Source organism: Rhodoligotrophos sp. CJ14 (assembly GCF_038811545.1).
Classification (GTDB): domain Bacteria; phylum Pseudomonadota; class Alphaproteobacteria; order Rhizobiales; family Im1; genus Rhodoligotrophos; species Rhodoligotrophos ferricapiens.
In genome coordinates, this window is record NZ_CP133319.1 from 110,118 (window position 1) to 129,263 (window position 19,146).

Here is a 19,146-nt window from a genome sequence, read left to right on the forward strand (position 1 = left end):
GATGAGCAGGTCTCTCCGCTATATCAAGAACATGTCCTGGGCAGCGCGGCTGGGTCTCGTTCTGGTTGGCCTCTATGTGGCCGTCGCAGCCCTCGCGCCGCTGCTTGCGCCCTATGGCGAGACCCAGGTGGTCGGCGCCGCCTTCGCGCCCTGGAGCGATGCGACTTGGCTTGGGACCGACAATCTCGGCCGGGATATGCTGTCGCGGTTGATCTACGGCGCGCGCAATATGATCTTTCTGGCGCTCGCCATCAATGTGCTGAGTTTCGTGGTCGGCGGCACCCTCGGTATCCTCGCGGCGCTCGAGGGCGGCTGGTTTGACCTGGTGATCGGGCGCATCACCGATGCCATCATGGGCGTGCCTCAGCTGATCCTTGCCTTGCTGCTGATTGCGATCATCGGCAACTCCGTGCCGATCCTCGTCGGCATTATCGTCCTGTTGGATGGCACGCGCGTCCTGCGGCTTGCGAGGGCGGTTGCCATGAACGTGGTCGCCACGGAATATGTCGAAGCGGCGCGCTTGCGCGGCGAGGGCATTTGGTGGTGCCTCTGGTCGGAAGTTCTGCCCAATATTCGCACTCCGCTTCTGGCGGAATTCGGCATCCGGTTCTGCTACGTCTTCCTGTTCATCAGCGGCCTGAGCTTCCTCGGCATCGGCCTGCAGCCGCCTGCAGCCGACTGGGGCTCCATGGTTCGGGAATCCTCCGTGCTGATCACCTTCGGAGATTTCACGCCCCTCCTTCCCGCCGCGGCGATCGCGGTCCTTACCATCAGCGTCAATTTCATCGTCGACTGGCTGATTCACAACAATGCGAAGGCGCGGCTCTAATGGCAACCGGCACGAATGAGCCCATCATCACCATTCGCGGGCTGCGCATCGAAGCCGGAGGCGAGGGGGCCTGGGAGGAGATCGTCCACGGGATCGACCTCGAACTTCGCCCCGGCGAGGTTCTCGGGCTCATCGGTGAATCCGGTGCCGGCAAGTCGACCGTTGGGCTCGCCGCCATGGGCTATGCCCGCAGCGGTGTGAGGATCAGCGGCGGCGAGATCCTGTTCGATGGCAAGGACCTGCGCAAAGCCTCGGAAAGCGAGCGCCGCAGGTTGCGCGGGCGCCGTGCCGCTTATGTGGCGCAGAGCGCGGCAGCCGCCTTCAATCCGGCCCACCGGCTGATCGACCAGTGTGTTGAGGTTCCCCTACTGACCGGACAGAACCGGCGCTCAGCCCAGGAACTGATCGAGGATCTGTTCGCGCGCCTGCAATTGCCGGATCCCAAGACGATCGGCCTGCGCTACCCACATCAGCTCTCGGGCGGCCAGCTGCAGCGGGCCATGACGGCGATGGCCATGGGGCCACATCCGGAAGTCATCGTGTTCGACGAGCCCACCACGGCCCTTGATGTCACCACCCAGGTGGAAGTCCTGGCCGCCATCCGCGCTGCTGTGCGCGAGCTGTCTCTTTCGGCCATCTATATTTCTCACGATCTCGCTGTTGTCGCCCAGATCGCCGATCGGATCATGGTTTTGCGCCATGGTGCGTTGGTTGAGGAGGGGCCAACATCCGCAATCCTGAGCGCGCCGAGAGAGGATTATACCCGCCGCCTGGTGGCCTTGCGCCAATTCCGTAAGCAGCAGAGGATCGAGGCGGCCAAGCCTGTGCTGGCCGTGGACAACATCCAAATGAGCTTCGGCGAAAAGCCGGTGCTGCAGGACATCAGCCTCGATGCCCGGGAAGGTGAAACCTTGGCGATCGTTGGCGAGTCCGGCAGCGGCAAGAGCACGCTGGCGCGGGTGATCGCAGGTCTCCTGCAGCCGGCGAGCGGCACCGTGGCGCTTGCGGGGCAAAGGCTCGACAGTGACTACCGCCGGCGCACGCGTGATCAGCTGCGCAAGATTCAGCTCATCCATCAGAGCCCCGACACCGCCCTCAACCCGCAGCAGCCCGTGCGCAAGATCTTGGGCCGCGCGCTGAGCTTCTATTTCGGGTTGCGCGGTGCCGAGCTCACCGGCCGCGTCCGTGCGCTTCTCCAGATGGTGGAGCTTGATCCCGACCGTGTGCTGGACCGCAAGCCGGATGAATTATCCGGCGGCCAGAAGCAGCGTCTCTGCATCGCGCGGGCGCTCGCTGCCGAGCCGCTGGTGCTCATTTGCGATGAGGTCACGTCTGCCCTGGACCCGCTGGTTGCCGAAGAGGTCCTGAAGCTGCTCGACAGGCTTCAGCGCGAGCGGCGGCTGACCTATCTCTTCATCACCCATGACATCGCGACGGTCCGGGCGATTGCCGATCGCGTTGCCGTCTTTCAGGCCGGACGCGTGGTCGAACAGGGACCGAAGGAGCAGATCCTGCTATCGCCAACCCAGGCCTATACCAAGACGCTGCTCGCCTCCACACCGGAGATGGATATTCATTGGCTCGACGGCCTGCTCGCTGAGCGCGCCGCACTGAAACGCAGAGCCTGAGGAGCCGAGTATTGGCCGTGCGCCCCGTCCCTCAGTCATCGTCTGAGACATTCGACTATATCGTTATCGGCGCCGGCTCTGCCGGCTGCATCGTCGCTGCGCGCCTCGCCGAGAGCGGGACGGCACGCATTCTGCTGATCGAGGCAGGTGGTGCCGACCGGCATCCGTTCATCGCCATGCCGGCCGCCTTCACCTACGCCATGAGCATGCGCCGCTTCGACTGGGGTTATGTTTCGGAGCCGGAACCGGGCCTTAACGGGAGGCGGATCGACTGCCCGCGCGGACGGGTGCTCGGAGGATCATCCTCCATCAACGCCATGGCTTTCGTCCGCGGCCAGCCTGCCGATTTCGACGGCTGGGCGGCTGCCGGCCTGCCGGAATGGAGTTACGCCCAATGCCTTCCCTATTTCAAAAAGCTCGAAAGCTTCAGCGGTGGCGAGAATGAGTTCCGCGGCGGCAGCGGCCCTCTCCACGTTTTGCAGCCCCGCTATTCGACGCCGCTGAACGCGCTGTTCCTCGAGGCATGTCGCGAGGCCGGCCATAGGATCTCGGACGATACGAACGGTGCGCGGCAGGATGGTTTCGGCCCGATGGACCAGACCATTCACGAGGGTATCCGCGAGAGCGCGGCGCGGGCCTATCTGCGCCGCGCGCGAGGGGGAAATCTCGCGATCCGCAAACATGCCCACGTGACCCGGATCCTCTTTGCCGACCGCCGCGCCGTCGGTGTCGAGTATCGGCAAGCGGGAAGGCTCCACGAGGCCCGCGCGAGTGCCGAGGTCATCCTCTGTGCCGGCGCGATCGGATCACCGCAGATCCTCATGCTGTCGGGCATAGGACCCGGCGCGGAGCTGAGCCGTCTGGGCATCCCGGTCGTCCGGAACTCACCCGAAGTGGGGCGGAACCTCCAGGACCACGTGGATATCAGCTGCAAGCATTTCACCCATGGCCCGGTCACCATGACCTCGCTCCTGAAATGGCATCGAAAGCCCGCCGTGTTCCTGCAATGGGCCGCATTGCGGAGTGGCGGCGGCGAGACCAACCATTTCGAGGTGGCCGGCTATATCCGCTCCGATGGAACCAGCGGCCGCCCGGACATCCAGATCTGTTTCATTCCCATGCTGGTCGGCAGCCAGGGCGAGGTGATCTCCGGCGCCCATGGCTTTCAGGCGACCATCATGGGCTTGAGGCCTTATAGCCGTGGTGAGCTGCGGCTGAAGAGTCCCGATCCGCTGCAGCCACCTGCCTTGACCTTCAATTATCTGAGCGACGCGAGGGACATCCGCCCCTTGTCCGATGGCATACGCCGCTATCGCGAGATCGTTACCGCCCCTGCTCTTGCCGGCATCACCGGCGCGGAGCTGGCCCCCGGTCCGGAGGTTGTCAGCGATTCGGATCTCGAAGCCTTCGTGCGCGCCACCGGCAAATCGACCCACCATCCCTGTGGCACCTGTCGCATGGGATCAGACGAGCGCTCAGTGGTCGATTCATCTGGCCGCGTCAGAGGAGTGGCGGGGCTGCGTGTGGTCGATGCATCGATCATGCCGACCATCTGCAGTGGCAATATCAATGCGCCGACCATGATGATTGCCGAGAAGCTTGTGGACCGGATCAAGGCAGAACAGCACGAGGCCCACCAATTGGCGGCAGTCGCACAATGAGATACGAGAGCATTTTCGAGCGAACTGGGCACGGCTTCGCGTGAAGAAATACGGTCTAACAAAAACTTTGAGCCGTTTCGCTTATCGGAGAAAGACGAAACGCGTCTAGCCTCGAGGTCTCCATCTCAGAAAGACCAGCCTCATGACCATCCCCACTGGCAACTTTGAAGACTTGCGCATCGCCCAGCCCCGGACGACGCTACGACAGCAGGTTGTGGAGGTGCTGCGCAAGGCCATTCTCGATTTCCAGTTCCGTCCTGGGGACCGGCTGATCGAACGGCATCTCTGCGAAATTACCGGCGTAAGCAGGACCAGCATCAGGGAAGCGCTGCGCCACCTCGAAAGTGAAGGGCTCGTCACTGTTGTTCCCCATCGCGGCCCGATGGTGTCGACTGTCTCGGTCGAGGAAGCTTCCAAGATCTACGAGGTGCGGGCGGCGCTCGAAGGCCTTGCCGGACGGCTGTTTGCCGAACGCGCCGCCCAAGAAGATATCGAGCGGCTTCAGGCGGCTTTTGCGCGATTGAAGGCGCTGTTCAATCAAGGCGCAGACCCGGGGGAGGTTTCTGCTGCCACGACACACTTCTACGATGTATTCCTCGAAGGCTGCGGCAATGAAATCGTGGCGGGCCTGACCAAGTCGCTTCAGGCCAGAGTGATCCTGCTGCGCTTTCAATCCATGGCCCAGCCCGGACGCGGCGCCCGCAGTATCAGCGAGATTGAGTTGATGGTCGATGCGATCGCCCGGCGTGATCCGGATGGAGCACAGACCCTCTGCGAAGTTCACGTCCAGCGCGCCTGTGCCGCAGCTCTCGCCCATCTTCAGCGCGCCAATGCCGAGGCGGCGAAGGTTGCTGCACCTCGTTCGCCATCGCCTGCAAATGGTCGTCCGGCGAAATCGACGCCGAAGCGCGCAAAGCCCGGTGCTGCCTCGGCGAAACGGAAGAAAGCCGTTTCACGCTCGATTGTATGACAGAATACGTATTACAATATTTACAGCTGCGAGATCGCTGATTACTCTGCCCTCGGGAAAATTCAGGGGGGAGCGGAAAATGTCCGAAGCTCAGACCGGCCGACCAAAGGCGAAGCTGCTCGACGACGATAATCCATTCAAGCTCGCGGTGTTCGCCTTCAACGTGAGCGGCGCCACCTCGCTGACCTCCGCTGAAGGAAGGATCGAGGTCACTTGGCCCGAGACGGTGCATATCGCCACCACGGCCGAAAGGCTCAATTTCGATGCGGTCATTCCGGTATCACGCTGGAAAGGTTTCGGCGGGGTCAACAATCAGAATGATCGCGCCTTCGAGACCTTGAGCTGGGCAGCCGGTATCGCTGCCATCACCTCCTCGATCCAGGTCTTCGCGACGGTTCATGTGCCCACCATCCATCCGGTGCGATTGGCAAAGGAAGCCGCCACCATCGACCATATTTCCAACGGCCGGTTCGGCCTCAATGTCGTGGCGGGCTGGCACGACAAGGAAGTCGAGATGTTCGGCACGAAGGTTGCCGATCACGCCGCGCGCTATGCCATGTCGGATGAATGGCTGACCATCGTGAAACGGATCTGGGCGGAGGACACATTCGATTTCGAGGGCCAGTTCTTCAGGGTGCCCGGCGCCCATGGCGAGCCAAGGCCGATCCAGCGTCCGTATCCCGTGCTGATGAGCGCGGGCTCGAGCCCCGCCGGCCGCGACTTCGCCGCGCGGCATACGGAAATAAACTTCATCATGTTCGATAGTTACGAGAAGGCCGCCCAGACCGTCGCCGAGATCAAGGCCAATGCGCGCGAGAAATATGGCCGCGAGGTCAAGGTCATGACCATGGCGACCATCGCCTGCGCCGATACGGAGCAGGAGGCGAAAGACTATTTCGAATATTGCGTCACCGAGAAGGGTGATTGGGAGACCGTCAGAGGCATCCTCGGCACGCTCGACCGCAATTCACAGAGCGTGAATTATAAGGCTGACGACATGGCGCGCCGCTACATCGCGGGCTATGGCGCCGTGCCTCTGGTCGGCAGTCCCACGCAGGTGGCAGAAGGCTTTCGTCGCCTGGCGGAGACGGGCCTGGACGGTGTGACGGTCACCTGGGTGGACTTCCGCAAAGGTCTCGAGATCTACGAGCACAAGCTGCTGCCGCTCCTGCGCGAGGCGGGCTTGCGATCATGATCAGGGCCCTCTGAGGCGGATCGACCGGCCGATCCCGCGACGGGGCTGGACCTCGCATGCGCGCTGATCGATGATCAAGCGCGCATCAATCTCGGGGTTCTTCCATGAAAATACCGGAGACGCCATTTACTCTCGTGAACTGGGCCGAGCTGCCTCCAACCATTTATCCCGGCGAGACGGGACGGGCCGAGTGGCGCGAGATCAATCTCGGTGACCTCAGGATCAGGCAGGTCGCTTATTCCCCCGATTATGTTGCCGACCACTGGTGTGATCGTGGCCACATTCTCTATGTGCTGAGCGGTGAGCTGACCATTGAGCTCGGCAATGGCCGCTCCTTCATCCTTTCACCCGGCTCCAGCTTCCATGTGTCTGATTATGGCGATGCGCCCCACCGGGCCTGTTCCCGGCAGGGCGCGCTGGTGTTCATCGTGGACTGAGCCGGCCCTGGAATGCTCTATCGCTTCGGCAGATCCCCGGCGCGCTCCCGCTCCTTCAGGGCAAAGCCAATGAGGTCGAGGATGATGCGGGCGGCGACTTGGCCCGTGAGCCCCGACGTGTCGTAGCACGGCGCCACCTCGACGAGGTCGAAGCCGATCACCTTGCCCTTCTTGGCGATGCCTTCGAGCAGCGCATTCACCTCATCATAATAGAGGCCACCAGGCGAGGGTGTTCCAGTGCCCCAGGCGATCGATGGATCGATGCCATCGATGTCGATCGTCACATAATATTTGTCGCATTGAGGAATGCGATTGAGGGTCTCCTCGATGCCGGCGGCGCGGATTTGCTTGGGGCTCATGATTACACTGCCATAGGCCCGCGCGGCCTCGAAATCCGACCGTCCGCTTGAGCCGATGCCGCGGATGCCGAGCTGGGCCATGCCGGTCACATGGTCCATTTCGGATGCCCGCCGCATCGGGCTGCCATGGCCAAAGCGCTGACCCGCCCGTTCATCGACGAAATCGAGATGCGCATCGATCTGGATGATGCCGAAGGGCCCATGATCGGCCAGGCCTTGCAGGATGGGGATGGTGACCGCGTGATCACCGCCAATGCCGACCACCATACCGCCGCGATCCGCAATGGCCTTCACCGCATCGCGCGTGTTCTCGAAACAGGCCTGCAGGTCCCCATGCACCATGTCCACATCGCCGCAATCGACGATCCGCCAGGGCGGGCCGAGATAGACGTCGTCACGCTCCGGATCATAGGAGCCGGAAAGACCGAAGGAATAGATCGAGGATGAATCGCGCACGCCGCGCGGCCCCATCTTGGCCCCCGAGCGGTATTGGGTGGTCATGTCGAAGGGAATGCCGAGAATGCCCACATCGGCATTGAAGGTCGATAGATCCGTTACGATCGGGAACTTCCCGAACGACGTGATGCCCGTATAGGGCAGGTTGAGTTTTGGCCGTGCCATGCTTTGTCTCCTCCCTGGTTGGATCAGTGAATGGTCGCGATCTGCTCGCGACCGCGTTCGAGGCGGCGGAACCGGCTGGTTCGGCGTTCGATGAGGTCGAGGGCTCCGGCAACGGCGGCCGTCAGAGCCCAATAGAGAAGCGCAATGGTGAGAAAGACTTCCGCCGGGGCGAAGGTGCGGCCGATGATCATCTGCGAGATATAGGTGAGCTCGGCAACCGTAATGATCGACAGCACCGCCGATTCCTTGATCAGTGTGATCGTTAGATTGGCGGATGCGGGAATGAGATAGCCCAGAAGCTGCGGAAAGATCACCTTGCGGAAGGCTAATCCCCGATGCATGCCCAGCGCGGTTGCGGCCTCGCGCTGACCAGCCGGCACCGAGAGAATGGCGCCGCGGACAATCTCAGCGAAATAGCCGCTGGCATAGACGGCGAGCATGGCAATGCCCACCACCTGCGGGCTCAAGCGAATGCCAAGGAAGGGCAGGCCGAAAAACACGAGAAAGATCTGGATCAGGAACGGGATGTTGCGGACGAGCTCGATGAGAGCGAGGGCTGGCAAAGCGAGAATGCGCCGGCCCGATAATAGGGCGAGCGCCAAAAGGACCCCGCCGATGAAGCCCAGGGGCAGGGCGGCTGCGCAGATCGCCACGGTGACGAGAAGCCCATGGGCAAACAGCCCCGCATTACCCAGGATGACGGAAGGATCGAAACTCATGCGCCCACCGCTCGCATGCGGGCATCGAGCCGGCGCGTCAGCATGCTGAGGCTGAACAGCATGATGAAATAGAGCACGGCCGCTGCCGCAAAGGCCTGAATCGGCTGGTAAGTCACGTTCATCACGTTCTGGGCTGTGCGGGTGAGCTCGACCACGGTGATAACCGAGAGCAGGGGTGACGCCTTCACCAGCATGGTGAACTCGTTCATCAGCGGCGGGATGGTGAGCCGCACCACCTGGGGCAGAATGACTTGCCCCCAGGTGATGGCGCGCGGCAGCGCCAGCGCCCTGGCGGCCTCATATTGTCCTGGCGGAATGGCGCTGAGGCCCGCCCGGATGATTTCGGTGACGAAGGCCGCGCTGTTGAGGCTCAGCGCCAGGACGCCCGCAACCAGCGGCGGCAGGTCTATGCCGGTGAGCCCTGGGAGGCCGTAATAGACAAGGAAAATCTGCACAAGGATGGGCGTGCCACGGATGAAGCTCATATAGGTTTTGGCGAGCCAGCGCAGCCAAGCCCATGGCGCGGCGCGCATGGCCGTCAGCGCAAGGCCGAAGATCACGCCGAAGATGGCGCCGAGCAGCGAAACCAGCAGTGTGACCACCGCGCCCTGGAGGAACAGCGGCATTTCGGCAAGCGTGGCGCTGATCTGGAAGCCAGCCATGGGATCACCTCACGTACACCCTGTCCAGCAGGGGAGGTGGCTCAACACTTGCTCCTCAGAGAGCGCCTTCGGGGAGATAGCCTTCCTTCGGCGTGGCGAAGGTGAAGCCGAACCACTTCATCTGCCACTCCTTCAGTTTGCCGCTGTCGTTCAGCGCATCGATCTTGCTATTGATGTACTCGCGCACATCCTTGTCTTCCGGACGGGTGACCCAGGCGAGATATTGTGGCTCACCGATCGTCCCGACGACACGGAACGTATCGGGCTGCTTCTTCATCAGCACCGCCGCTGTGGGCGAGGCGAGCACGATCGCATCCACCTGCCCCGAGGCAAGCGCCACGTGGGTTTCCGGGAATGCCGTATAGAGCTTGAGCTCCGCATAGCCTTCCCCGCCCTTTTCCTTCAGCGATGCGCTATGGGCTTCCGCGACCGGCTGGGGTGATGATGCCATTTGGGTGGCGACCACCTTGCCATTGAGGTCATCGGGGCTCTTGATATCGTCTTCATCGGCGCGCACCACGATCACATTGTCGAAGCTGCCGATCGGACGGGTATAGGCGTATTTGGCGGCCCGCTCCGCATTGATGCCCACCGATGTGGCCACGAAATCGAATTTCTTGGCGAGCAGGCCGGGCAGGATGCCCTGGAACGGCAGGTTCAGCTGGTTGAGCTCAACCCCGAGATCGGCGACGATGGCATTGAGGATATCCTTGTTATAGCCGACGATCTTGCCGTCCTGCACGAATTCGAATGGCTCGAGGGCGGCCTCGGTCCCGACGGTGAGCTTGCCGCGCTCCTTGATCTCTGCGAGAAGGCCATCCGCATGGGCCGCGCCGATCGTGGACAGGGCAAGCAACAGACCGGCGACCGCCGCCATTCCATTCCGAACTGTTCGCGCGATCATTTCTTTCTCCTCCCGGCAAAACTGGCGACGAATCTTGCCGCCTCTTCTTTTAATGCATGCGCATCCTTGACCACGCCGTGATGCTTGTAGACACGGCCGATCATGAAGCTTTCGGTATCGGTGATGCCATCGAGGCTCTTGAGCTCATCGAGCAGGAAGCTGTGCAGCTCCGCGGTTGATCCAAGCGTCAGCTCGATGATCAGGTCATAAGGTCCCGTCATCGAATAGACCCGCTCGACGAAATCATAGGACGCGAGCCGAGCCGCCACCTCGTCCAGATGCTTGCGCGCAACCTCGAGCCCGATGATCGCCGCGACGCCTTTGCCACGGCGCAACGGGTCCGTCATGGCTTTCACCGCAATGACGCCATCCTCGATCAGCCGGCGCAGCTTCTTGCGGGCGGTGGCTTCCGTGACGCCCACGCGCCGTGCGAGCTCGACGGTCGAAAGTCGGCCATCTTCGCTGAGCGCCCCGATGATGGCCTGCTCCACGGCATCCAGCTCACCGCTTATGTCGGTTTCCAGCATTGTAATGGTTGCTCGATGCGCCTTTCAAGCAATCAGGCTAGCCAAACGTGCTGTAATCCGTCAATTGGTTCTCGCTATTTTCCTGTGGCAAGTTCCTCAAGAATGCTCCGTGCCGCCTCTGCCATGACCCGCAAGCCGGCGATGATGTCCTCCGGAGCGGTGTTTTCCTCCGGCGTGTGGCTGCGCCCGCCGATGCTGGGCACGAACAGCATACCGGCGGGGATCAGCCCTGCGAGGCTCATCGCATCATGCCCCGCGCCACTCGTCATTGTCCTGGCGCTGAGTTGAAGCCGCTCGGCTGCGCCGGCCAAATGCGCGATCATGCTGGGCGCCATGGCGGCCGGACGCTCGCGCCCGGCTGGCGCTACGGATGCGGTCGCCCGGGCCTGGAGAGCGGCCTCATTCGCAAGTTCGCCAACCGCAACAGCGATCTGGTCGAGCATCTCCGTGGATGGGCTGCGATATTCCACGAGCAATTCGGCACGTTCTGGCACCACATTGAAAGCCCCCGGCGCGATGCTGGCGCCACCCAGGTTGAACACGCAACCCGCACCGCCCTTGGTCAGCGCAAACGCGCGGAAAGCGGTCGCGAAGGCAAACAGCGCCTGAGCGGCATCGGATCTCGCATCCATCGGCGTTGTGCCCGCATGATCGGCGCGACCATGGAACGTCACCCGTGCCCGTCCGATCCCCACGATATCGGTGACGATGCCCACGGCGCGACCTTCGGCTTCAAGCACCGGCCCTTGCTCGATGTGAAGCTCGAGAAATCCGAGATGTCGTTGCGGATCAAGCCGCGCGATCTCCGTATTGGCGAGGCCGGCAGCGGCGCGTATCTCGGCGAGTGAGCGACCATCGCGGCTGTTAACCTGCTCAACTTCATCCCAGCTGAGCGTGCCGCTGAACAGGCGGCTGCCCAGCAGGGGCACGATCGTGCCTTCCTCATCGCTGAACGACACGACCGCAATGCCGACCGGCCCCGGCGCGCCTGCGGCCATGAAGGCCCGCGCGATCTCCAGGCCCACCATGACGCCCAGCGCCCCATCGAGCCAGCCGCCCATCGGCACCGTGTCCGTATGCGAGCCGATCAGCAGATAGCGGTCGGCGCCAGGGCTATAGCCGAACACAGTGCCGATGCCGTCGATGCTTGCGACAAGGCCGGCGGCCTCCATCCGATCGCGCAGCCAGCGCCGCGCCGCCAGGTCTTCCTCACCGAGCGCGAGCCGGCTGCCGCCCTTGCCGACATCGCCGATTATGGAAAGTTCTCTGAGCTCGCGCAGCAGCCGCGCGCCATCAACATTGAGATGCATGGGGTCTCGCTATTCCCGGATGAGAGGCTGATGCGCGCAGCGGAACGAGCCGCCCACCCGGTATACAGCCTCGTATGGCGTGCGGATCACCTCGAAGCCGCGCGCCTTGAGTTCGGCTGCGACGTAATCATGCGGCTCTTCGGAGGGCATCATCACGGTGCGGTCATCGAGCACCAGATTGTTGCAGGCGAGATGCCGCTTGGCTGCTTCCTTGCCCACCACGATCCGGTCCCAATTGGCGAGATGATCGGGCAGTCCCTCGGGAAAGGCATCCATGCACACCACAGCCAGCCCCTCGCGCGGGGTCATGAGCACGCAATCAAGATGCGGGAACAGCGGATCGAGCCTCACCATCTCCACATCATAATCGGGCCCGAGCGCGTGTTGCAGCCAGCGGGCGCCCTCGGGGTTCGAGCAATTGCCGGAATGGCCCACCAGGATCTTCTTGCCGAGCACGAAGATGTCGCCCCCTTCGAGATAGCCCCAGCCCGGACCATCCGCAGTGTCATCGGCCCCGCCATCCGGCTGGGCGAAATAGCGCGCTCCCCGCTCCATGGTCGAGGCCAGGATGTGCCGCACCGAAAAACGCTGCCGCCGATGGAACAGCGAGCGCGGGGCGAGCTCGATGACATTATTGCCGATGGTCACGAACGGATCGCGCAGCCATGGCGTCATGCAGCCATGGTTCTCACCGCGCGGGAAGGCGAGGTTGGCCTCGCTCAATCGCCGCGGCTGATGGATTTTGATGCCAAGGCCGCTCAGCAGGGCTACCGCGCCGCCGAGCTGCGACTTGAAGGCGGCGAAATAGTCCGGATCAGCTTCAGCAACCGGCCGGCCCTGGTTCTCGATCCAGAAACGCTCGAAGTCGCCATAGGCGCGCGCCTTCGAATCCGCCAGGAATTTCGGAATGATGAACTGGTCGGCCCAGCCATAGATGCATTCCTTCAGCGTGCCCCATTCACTGCTGACGCCGATCGGCGCGAGCCCCGTTTGCGTTTCCATGATCCCGTCCTTCGTTGTTTCAGGCCTCTAGCAGCGCCGGCATGACGTTATGCGCCTTGCGCAGGTCCTCGAGAAAGGCATTGAGCACGCGAAGATCCGCCAGGCCTTTCCTCACCGCGAATTCGAAATCCGACTGGAAGGCGAATTCATCCGGCAGTAGCGGCTTGAGCTCGCCCTTTTCGATCCACGCATCCGCATAATGGCAGGGGAGGAAGCCGATAAACGCGCCGGACCGGATCAGCGCCAGGGTCGCCTCCATGTCATAGGCGGTCGCCGCTGCTGTCAATCCCGACATGGGCGAGACCTGCCGATGGACCATGTAGCCGCGCGCCACGAAATCGCAATCCAACACCTCGGCCCTGCTGAGCGCTTCCGCCGGACGGTTGAACAACCGATGCCGCCGGCCGCAATAGAGCATGTGTTTCTCGCGAAATAGATGCTCGTAATGAAGGCCGGGCACGTGGTGATAAAAGGCGGAGATGCCCACATGCAGCCGCCCTTCCAAGAGGCGCTTCTCGATGGTCGCCGGCTCGGCCACATGCAGGTTGATATGGACCGAATGATCACGCGAGGTGAACAGGCGGATCGCTTCGTGCAACCGGCAGTCCTGGTTGGTCGTGGTGGTGTCCACGACGCCCACATGCAATTCGCCCACGAGCTTGCCGCGCAGCTCTCCAATATCCGTCCTGATGGAATCGAGCGCCTCTTCGAGACGGAGCGCGGCCATATAGATGCGCCGCCCCTTATCCGTCAGTTTGAAGCCGACCCGCCCCCGATCGCACAGCCTGATTCCGAGGCGCGACTCCAGCGTCGACATCTGGGTGCTGATGGTTGAGGCGCTGACATTCAGCTCGGCTTGCGCACCTGCAAAGCCGCCATTCTCCACCACTTTTACGAAGAGGCGCAGCAGCTTGATGTCGGACGGGGTCAGCTGCGGAACACGACTGAGTGGCATGAACTTACTTTCGTCTATAACGAAGCGAGTTTTTCTTGTTTAATCTTTACCGCAAGCGAGCCCGCCCGCAAACTCCTTGAAAACCAGAAGGAGTGAGGCGATGGCGAACAGCGAAATCATGACCATTCCGGCACGCAAGGGGCGCGCGGCCAGGCTGACCAAGGGTCAGGCCATCAAGATCATCAATACCCACGGCCATCAGGTGGTGGATACCTGGTGCTTCAGCCTGGAAGACCTCACCGAGTTCATGTCCATGGAGCATATCCGCCCCACCTTGGGAAAAATTTTCCCCACCAAGGGCGACCAGCTCTATTCCAACCGCCGCCGGCCCATCCTGTTTTTCGAGGAGGATACTTCGCCGGGCATCCACGATACCCTGATGGCCGCCTGCGATGACTATCGGTATGGCCTGCTCGGCTGCAAGGAATACCACGACAATTGCACCGATAATCTGCATGCCGGCATGCGTCAGATCGGCCTGCGCGCGCCCGAAACCCCAAGCCCGCTCAATCTCTGGATGAACATTCCGGTTGATCGGGAGGGGCGCACGAGTTGGGGCGAGCCGGTCTCAAAGCCTGGTGACTATTTGGTTTTGCGCGCACAGATGGATTGCGTGGTCGCCATGTCGTGCTGCCCCCAGGATATCTTGCCCATCAACGGCAAGGCGGGAAACACCGTGGAAGCCCATTATCAAATTCTCGATTGAGCAGGGGGCGGGCGGCGCATTGAGCCGCCCGTCACGAATTGACCGCGATCAGCACCTTGCCGACCGTGCCTCGCCCCTCGAGGCACGTCTGGGCAGCGCGGATCTCGGCGAGCGGAAATTCCGCCGCGATCGGAATCGTCAGCCGGCCGGCCTCGATCGCCTCGATCACATGGCGCAATCCTCGCCGCCATCTCTGCGAACCCGGCACGGCGTGCAGCAACTCGAAGCCGGCGAGTGAGGTCGAGCGCTCATAGAGTTTCTTCCGAATGTTGAAGTGCGGATCACCGGCCGCCTCGCCGATATTGATGACGCGGCCATAGGTGCGCAGCGCATCGAAGCTGCGCGCCAGGATATCGCTGCCAAGGGAATCGATCACGAGATCAACCCCGCGCCCCCCGGTCTCGGCCATGGCCACGTCCACGAAATCTTCCGCGTCCCGCGCGATCACCCGGGCTGCGCCGAATTTGAGCGGCATCTCGGCTTTGGCGGCCGACCCGACCGTGCCGATGACCCGCGCACCCCCTTGGGTCGCAAGTTGTGTGAGCGCCAGGCCGACCCCGCCGCCGATGGCATGCACAAGGATGGTCTCACCTCGGCGCAATCTGTGCGCAGTATAGAGCAGGTGATAGGCGGTGAGCGCCACCACCGGAAAGGCAGCGGCCTTGCGCGGGTCCATGCCTGGCGGCAAGGGGATCACATATTTCTCCGGCACCACCACCATATCCGCAAAGCCACCGAGCATGGCGGGTCCGGTGATCGCGCTCACCGCCTGTCCCTCCCGCAAGGTGGACACCCCACGCCCGCAGGCGCGGACGAAGCCGGTAACCTCGCCCCCGAGGATCGAGGGATAGGGGATCGGGTCGGGATAGATGCCCTGGCGCTTCTGAATGTCACCCCAATTGCAGGCAGCCCAGCCCACATCGATCAGCACCTGACGGGGTCCCGGCTCGGGATCCGGCATATGCGTGACCTTCAGCCGGTCGAGCCCGCCTGGCGCCTCAATGACCACCGCACGCATGTCAATGGCTCTCGCGATGATAATATTTGCCGACCGCTTGCGGGGCGACATTGCGGCCCGAGATCATGACCAGCGCCAGGATCGAGACGAGATAGGGCAGGGTGGAGAAGATCTGATAGGGCACATCCGGATTTTCGAACTGCAGGCGCAGCTGATAGGCATCGAAAACGCCGAACAACAGGCAGGCAAGCATGGCGCCAACTGGATTCCACCGCCCGAGAATGACCGCGGCGAGGGCGATGAAGCCCTTGCCCGCGCTCATATGCTCCGAAAAGACGAAGACCTGCGACAAGACCAAATAGACGCCGCCCATGGCTGCGAGGGCGCCCGCCACGAGCACGCAGCCATAGCGCAGGCCGGCGACCGAAATGCCTGCCGCATCGCAGGCGCGTGGATTGTGTCCCACAGCCCGGATGCTGAGCCCCAAGGGCGTCCAGTAGATCAGGACGAACAGCGCCGGCACCACCAGATACATCAGATAAACCAGCAGGTCCTGGTTGAAGAACACCGGTCCGATCATCGGAATGCTGGAGAGGAGAGGGATCGCGATCGGCCGGAATCCTGGCAGGAGCTGTGTATTGGCGCTGGCCCCGATGGCGATACGGGCAAGGAAGGCGGTGATGCCCAGCGAGAACAGGTTGATGGCAACGCCGGCCACGATCTGGTTGACCCCGAGCGAGATCGACATGATCGCCATGGGCAGGGAGAGGAGCACGCCGAGCGCCATGCCGACCAGCACCCCGACGAAGGGAGATCCGGTATGGAACGTGCCAAGCGCCGCCCCGAAGGCGCCCATCAGGATGAGCCCTTCGAGGCCCACATTGAACACGCCCGAGCGCTCCGAAAGCACGCCTGCCAGGGCGGCGAAGATGAGCGGCATCGACAGCCGCAAGGCTGAGGACAGGAACTGGGTGAGCGCAGAAACATCGGAGAACAGATCAAACATCCGCTCACCCTCCTTGTGCGGCCTTGATTGCGGCTGACATGGTGCGCCGGCGCTCGAGCAGCCGGGCAAAGCGGCTGCGCTGGAAGCTGAAGGCAAGGCCTGTCGCCACGAAGATGACGATCAGGCCTTTGATCGCCTCGACCAGCGTCACCGGCACCCCGGCCGCGCGCTGCATCATATTGGCCCCGCTCTCGAGCCCGGCCATGAAGGTGGCGGCGACGATGGTGCCAAGCGCATTGGTTCCGGCGAGAAAGGCGATGACGATGCCGTCATAGCCATAGCCTGCGCTGAACAGATGGAACAGGCGGTGCTTGAGGCCCATCACTTCGAAGGCGCCGGCAAGCCCTGCCAGCGCGCCGCCCACCAGCATGGAGGTCAGGATATGCCGCCTCACCGACATTCCGGCATAGCGCGCCGCCTGCGGATTGGCTCCGACCGTCTGAAGGGAATAGCCGATCGAGGTGTAACGCATCACCACTGAGAGGGCGAGCGCGGCGATCACCGCCACGATCACGCCTGCATGGGCATCCGTGCTCGGCATGATATAAGGCAGCCAGAGGCTTTCGCGGATTTCCTCGGAATAGGGATAGGGTGCGCCCTCGGCCATCAGCGGGCCCGAGACCGCATAGCTCACGATATTGATCGCCACATAATTGAGCAGCAGCGTGACGATCACCTCATTGAGGTCGCGATAGGCTTTGAGCAAGGCCGGTATGGCAGCCCAGATCGCACCGCCTGCAAGACCCCCCGCGGCACAAAGCAGGATCCCGAGCACGCCCGGCAGTTCTGGACCATAGAGCGCGACGAGGGTGGCGAAGAGCCCGCCTATATAGATCTGACCCTCGGCCCCGATATTGAACAGGCCGACCCGCAGCGGCAGCGCCACGGCGAGCCCGGCGAGCAGCAGGGGGCAGAGCTTGACCAGGGTGGCCGAGAGGCCCCAGTAATCGAGAAAGGCACCGCCGAACAGCTCGCGATAAGCGGCGATCGGACTATGTCCCGTGGTGAGGATCAACAGGGCGCCGATCGCGAGCGCGATGAGCACTGCCCATAAGCTCTTGAGGAGATAGACCCATCTGAGCAGCTCGAGGGTCACGCCGCGTCCTCCCTGATGCCGGCCATCATCTTGCCGATGCGTTCGGACGTGATCTGCTTGGGATCGAGGATCCCCATGATCCGGCCCTTGAACATGACCGCGATCCGGTCGCAAACGGCGAGAATGTGCTCGAGCTCGGTCGAGATATAGATGATGCCGACCCCCTTGTTGCGCTGCTCGATGAGGGTATTTTGCACGAACTCGATGGCGCCCACATCGAGCCCTTTGCAGGGCTGCGCCACCACCAGCAGCTTGGGGCCTGCCTCGATCTCGCGGGCGAGCACGATCTTCTGCTGATTGCCGCCGGACAGTCTGCGCACATGCTGCTCGATCGAGCTTGTCCGCACCCGGAACTTGTCGACCAGCCGGGCGGCGTTCTTGCGGATCGCAGCCTGGTTCAGAAAGAAACCGTGCTGCACGAAAGGGCTCCGGTCATAGGCGCGCAGCATGAGATTGGCGGCCACGCTCTGGTCGAGCACGAGCCCGGTGCGATGCCGGTCTTCCGGAACATAGGCGATGCCAAGCTTATGCAGGCGATCGCGAATGGAATAGGGGGCGATATTCTCCCCCTGAAGCCGCATGATGCCGCCATGATAGGCACGCATGCCGGCGATCGTCTCCGCAAGCTCCGCCTGCCCATTGCCATCCACGCCGGCAATGCCGAGGATCTCGCCGGCCCGCAATTCGAAGCTCACGCCGGCCAGCGCCTCGTTTCCCCGCTCCCCGTAAGCATGGACATCGCGCACCTCGAACAGCACCGGCCCCGCCGTCCCTTCCGGCCGCTCGAGATCGAAGATTACATCCCGCCCGACCATGAGCCGCGCCAGCTCGGATGGAGTGGTGTCCTTCGTGTCCAGCTCATCCGTCACCCGACCCGCCCGCATCACCGTCACCCGATCGGAAAGGTCCATCACCTCCTCGAGCTTGTGCGTGATGAAGAGGATGGTCTTGCCCGCCGCCTTCAGCCGGCGCAGCACGGCAAAGAACGATTTGGTCTCGCCCGGGGTGAGCACGCTCGTGGGCTCATCCAGGATCAAAAGGTCCGCATCCCGATAGAGCGATTTCAGGATCTCGACCCGCTGCTGCATCCCGATGGGCAGCCGCCCCACCACCTCGGTGGGTTCGATCTCGAAGCCGAAATTGTCGGAAAGCTCCGCGATCCGCTGCTCATGCGCTTTGAGATCGAGCATCGCCCCCTGATGCTGCAGGCCGAGAATGACATTCTCGGTCACGGTCAAGGGATCGACCAGCATGAAGTGCTGATGCACCATGCCGATCCCGAGCTCGAGCGCATGCCGCGGACTGTCGATGCGCACGGGCCGGCCATTAAGCAGGATTTCCCCGCTATCCGGCTGCAGCAGCCCGTACAGCATGTTCATCAGCGTGGTCTTGCCCGCGCCGTTCTCGCCGAGAACCGCATGGACGCTGCCACGCCGCACATGGATCGTGACATTGTCATTCGCCTTGAGGCCGCCGAAGCTCTTGCACAGATCCCGGACGACGAGATGGTCATCGGCGCGGTGATCATCGCCTCGCCGGCTGTCCGGCTGGTACTCACTCATTGCTGTTCCGACCCATCACTGATGCGAGCGAGAGACCTT

19 protein-coding genes are annotated in these 19,146 nt (G+C 62.7%); 7 read left to right on the forward strand and 12 right to left on the reverse strand.

From position 1 onward, the window contains the following. Position 1: 1 nt before the first annotated feature. The 6 genes from RCF49_RS00555 (at position 2) to RCF49_RS00580 (ending at position 6,720) form a co-directional block, all read left to right on the forward strand. Entirely contained in the window at positions 2-829 is an 828-nt protein-coding gene (locus RCF49_RS00555) for an ABC transporter permease (protein WP_342642105.1), read from the forward strand. Further along, positions 829-2,457, forward strand: a complete 1,629-nt coding sequence (locus RCF49_RS00560; RefSeq protein ID WP_342642106.1) for an ABC transporter ATP-binding protein — start codon at positions 829-831, stop codon at positions 2,455-2,457. Before RCF49_RS00555 ends, RCF49_RS00560 begins: the two co-directional genes overlap by 1 nt. A gap of 17 nt (positions 2,458-2,474) precedes the next feature. Beyond that, positions 2,475-4,118, forward strand: coding sequence for a GMC family oxidoreductase (locus tag RCF49_RS00565; RefSeq protein WP_342644270.1), 1,644 nt, complete (start codon positions 2,475-2,477; stop codon positions 4,116-4,118). Positions 4,119-4,260: 142 nt separating this feature from the next. Then, entirely contained in the window at positions 4,261-5,088 is an 828-nt protein-coding gene (locus RCF49_RS00570; protein WP_342642107.1) for a GntR family transcriptional regulator, read from the forward strand. 79 nt (positions 5,089-5,167) lie between these two features. Then, positions 5,168-6,283 carry an LLM class flavin-dependent oxidoreductase gene (locus tag RCF49_RS00575; RefSeq protein ID WP_342642108.1) on the forward strand — a complete coding sequence of 372 codons (1,116 nt, stop codon included), beginning with the start codon at positions 5,168-5,170 and terminating at the stop codon, positions 6,281-6,283. A gap of 104 nt (positions 6,284-6,387) precedes the next feature. Then, complete coding sequence (locus RCF49_RS00580; protein WP_342642109.1) at positions 6,388-6,720, forward strand: DHCW motif cupin fold protein; 333 nt, start codon at positions 6,388-6,390, stop codon at positions 6,718-6,720. 17 nt (positions 6,721-6,737) lie between these two features. On the opposite strand, the gene speB is transcribed toward RCF49_RS00580, so the two are convergent. The 8 genes from speB to RCF49_RS00620 form a co-directional block, all read right to left on the reverse strand. After that, on the reverse strand, positions 6,738-7,700 hold the full coding sequence (gene speB / locus RCF49_RS00585; protein ID WP_342642110.1) for an agmatinase: 963 nt from the start codon (positions 7,698-7,700) through the stop codon (positions 6,738-6,740). 23 nt (positions 7,701-7,723) lie between these two features. Then, positions 7,724-8,419, reverse strand: a complete 696-nt coding sequence (locus RCF49_RS00590) for an amino acid ABC transporter permease (RefSeq protein ID WP_342642111.1) — start codon at positions 8,417-8,419, stop codon at positions 7,724-7,726. Further along, positions 8,416-9,081, reverse strand: a complete 666-nt coding sequence (locus RCF49_RS00595; protein WP_342642112.1) for an amino acid ABC transporter permease — start codon at positions 9,079-9,081, stop codon at positions 8,416-8,418. Before RCF49_RS00595 ends, RCF49_RS00590 begins: the two co-directional genes overlap by 4 nt. A gap of 55 nt (positions 9,082-9,136) precedes the next feature. Further along, a complete protein-coding gene (locus RCF49_RS00600) occupies positions 9,137-9,985 on the reverse strand; it encodes a transporter substrate-binding domain-containing protein (protein WP_342642113.1) in 849 nt (282 codons plus the stop codon). After that, entirely contained in the window at positions 9,982-10,512 is a 531-nt protein-coding gene (locus RCF49_RS00605) for an Lrp/AsnC family transcriptional regulator (protein ID WP_342642114.1), read from the reverse strand. Before RCF49_RS00605 ends, RCF49_RS00600 begins: the two co-directional genes overlap by 4 nt. Positions 10,513-10,586: 74 nt before the next feature. Continuing rightward, positions 10,587-11,822, reverse strand: coding sequence for a M20 family metallo-hydrolase (locus tag RCF49_RS00610; protein WP_342642115.1), 1,236 nt, complete (start codon positions 11,820-11,822; stop codon positions 10,587-10,589). 9 nt (positions 11,823-11,831) lie between these two features. Then, positions 11,832-12,824, reverse strand: coding sequence for a hypothetical protein (locus RCF49_RS00615; protein WP_342642116.1), 993 nt, complete (start codon positions 12,822-12,824; stop codon positions 11,832-11,834). A gap of 19 nt (positions 12,825-12,843) precedes the next feature. Further along, the gene (locus RCF49_RS00620; RefSeq protein ID WP_342642117.1) at positions 12,844-13,779 is read right to left on the reverse strand and encodes a LysR family transcriptional regulator; all 936 of its coding nucleotides are present in this window, start codon (positions 13,777-13,779) and stop codon (positions 12,844-12,846) included. 100 nt (positions 13,780-13,879) lie between these two features. On the opposite strand from RCF49_RS00620, the gene RCF49_RS00625 reads away from it, so the two are divergent. Continuing rightward, positions 13,880-14,485 (forward strand): urea carboxylase-associated family protein, encoded by a 606-nt coding sequence (locus tag RCF49_RS00625; RefSeq protein ID WP_342642118.1) that lies wholly within the window; start codon positions 13,880-13,882, stop codon positions 14,483-14,485. A gap of 31 nt (positions 14,486-14,516) precedes the next feature. Here RCF49_RS00625 and RCF49_RS00630 read toward each other — a convergent pair whose 3' ends face one another. Genes RCF49_RS00630 through RCF49_RS00645 form a run of 4 tightly spaced genes read right to left on the reverse strand, consistent with a single transcriptional unit; the run spans position 14,517 to position 19,107 of the window. Then, on the reverse strand, positions 14,517-15,503 hold the full coding sequence (locus tag RCF49_RS00630) for a quinone oxidoreductase family protein (RefSeq protein WP_342642119.1): 987 nt from the start codon (positions 15,501-15,503) through the stop codon (positions 14,517-14,519). Position 15,504: 1 nt separating this feature from the next. Further along, positions 15,505-16,449, reverse strand: a complete 945-nt coding sequence (locus RCF49_RS00635) for an ABC transporter permease (protein ID WP_342642120.1) — start codon at positions 16,447-16,449, stop codon at positions 15,505-15,507. A 4-nt stretch (positions 16,450-16,453) separates the two neighbouring features. Further along, the gene (locus RCF49_RS00640) at positions 16,454-17,545 is read right to left on the reverse strand and encodes an ABC transporter permease (protein WP_342642121.1); all 1,092 of its coding nucleotides are present in this window, start codon (positions 17,543-17,545) and stop codon (positions 16,454-16,456) included. After that, entirely contained in the window at positions 17,542-19,107 is a 1,566-nt protein-coding gene (locus RCF49_RS00645) for an ABC transporter ATP-binding protein (protein ID WP_342642122.1), read from the reverse strand. The genes RCF49_RS00640 and RCF49_RS00645 overlap by 4 nt, the downstream gene beginning before the upstream one ends. Between the last annotated feature and the right edge of the window lie 39 nt (positions 19,108-19,146).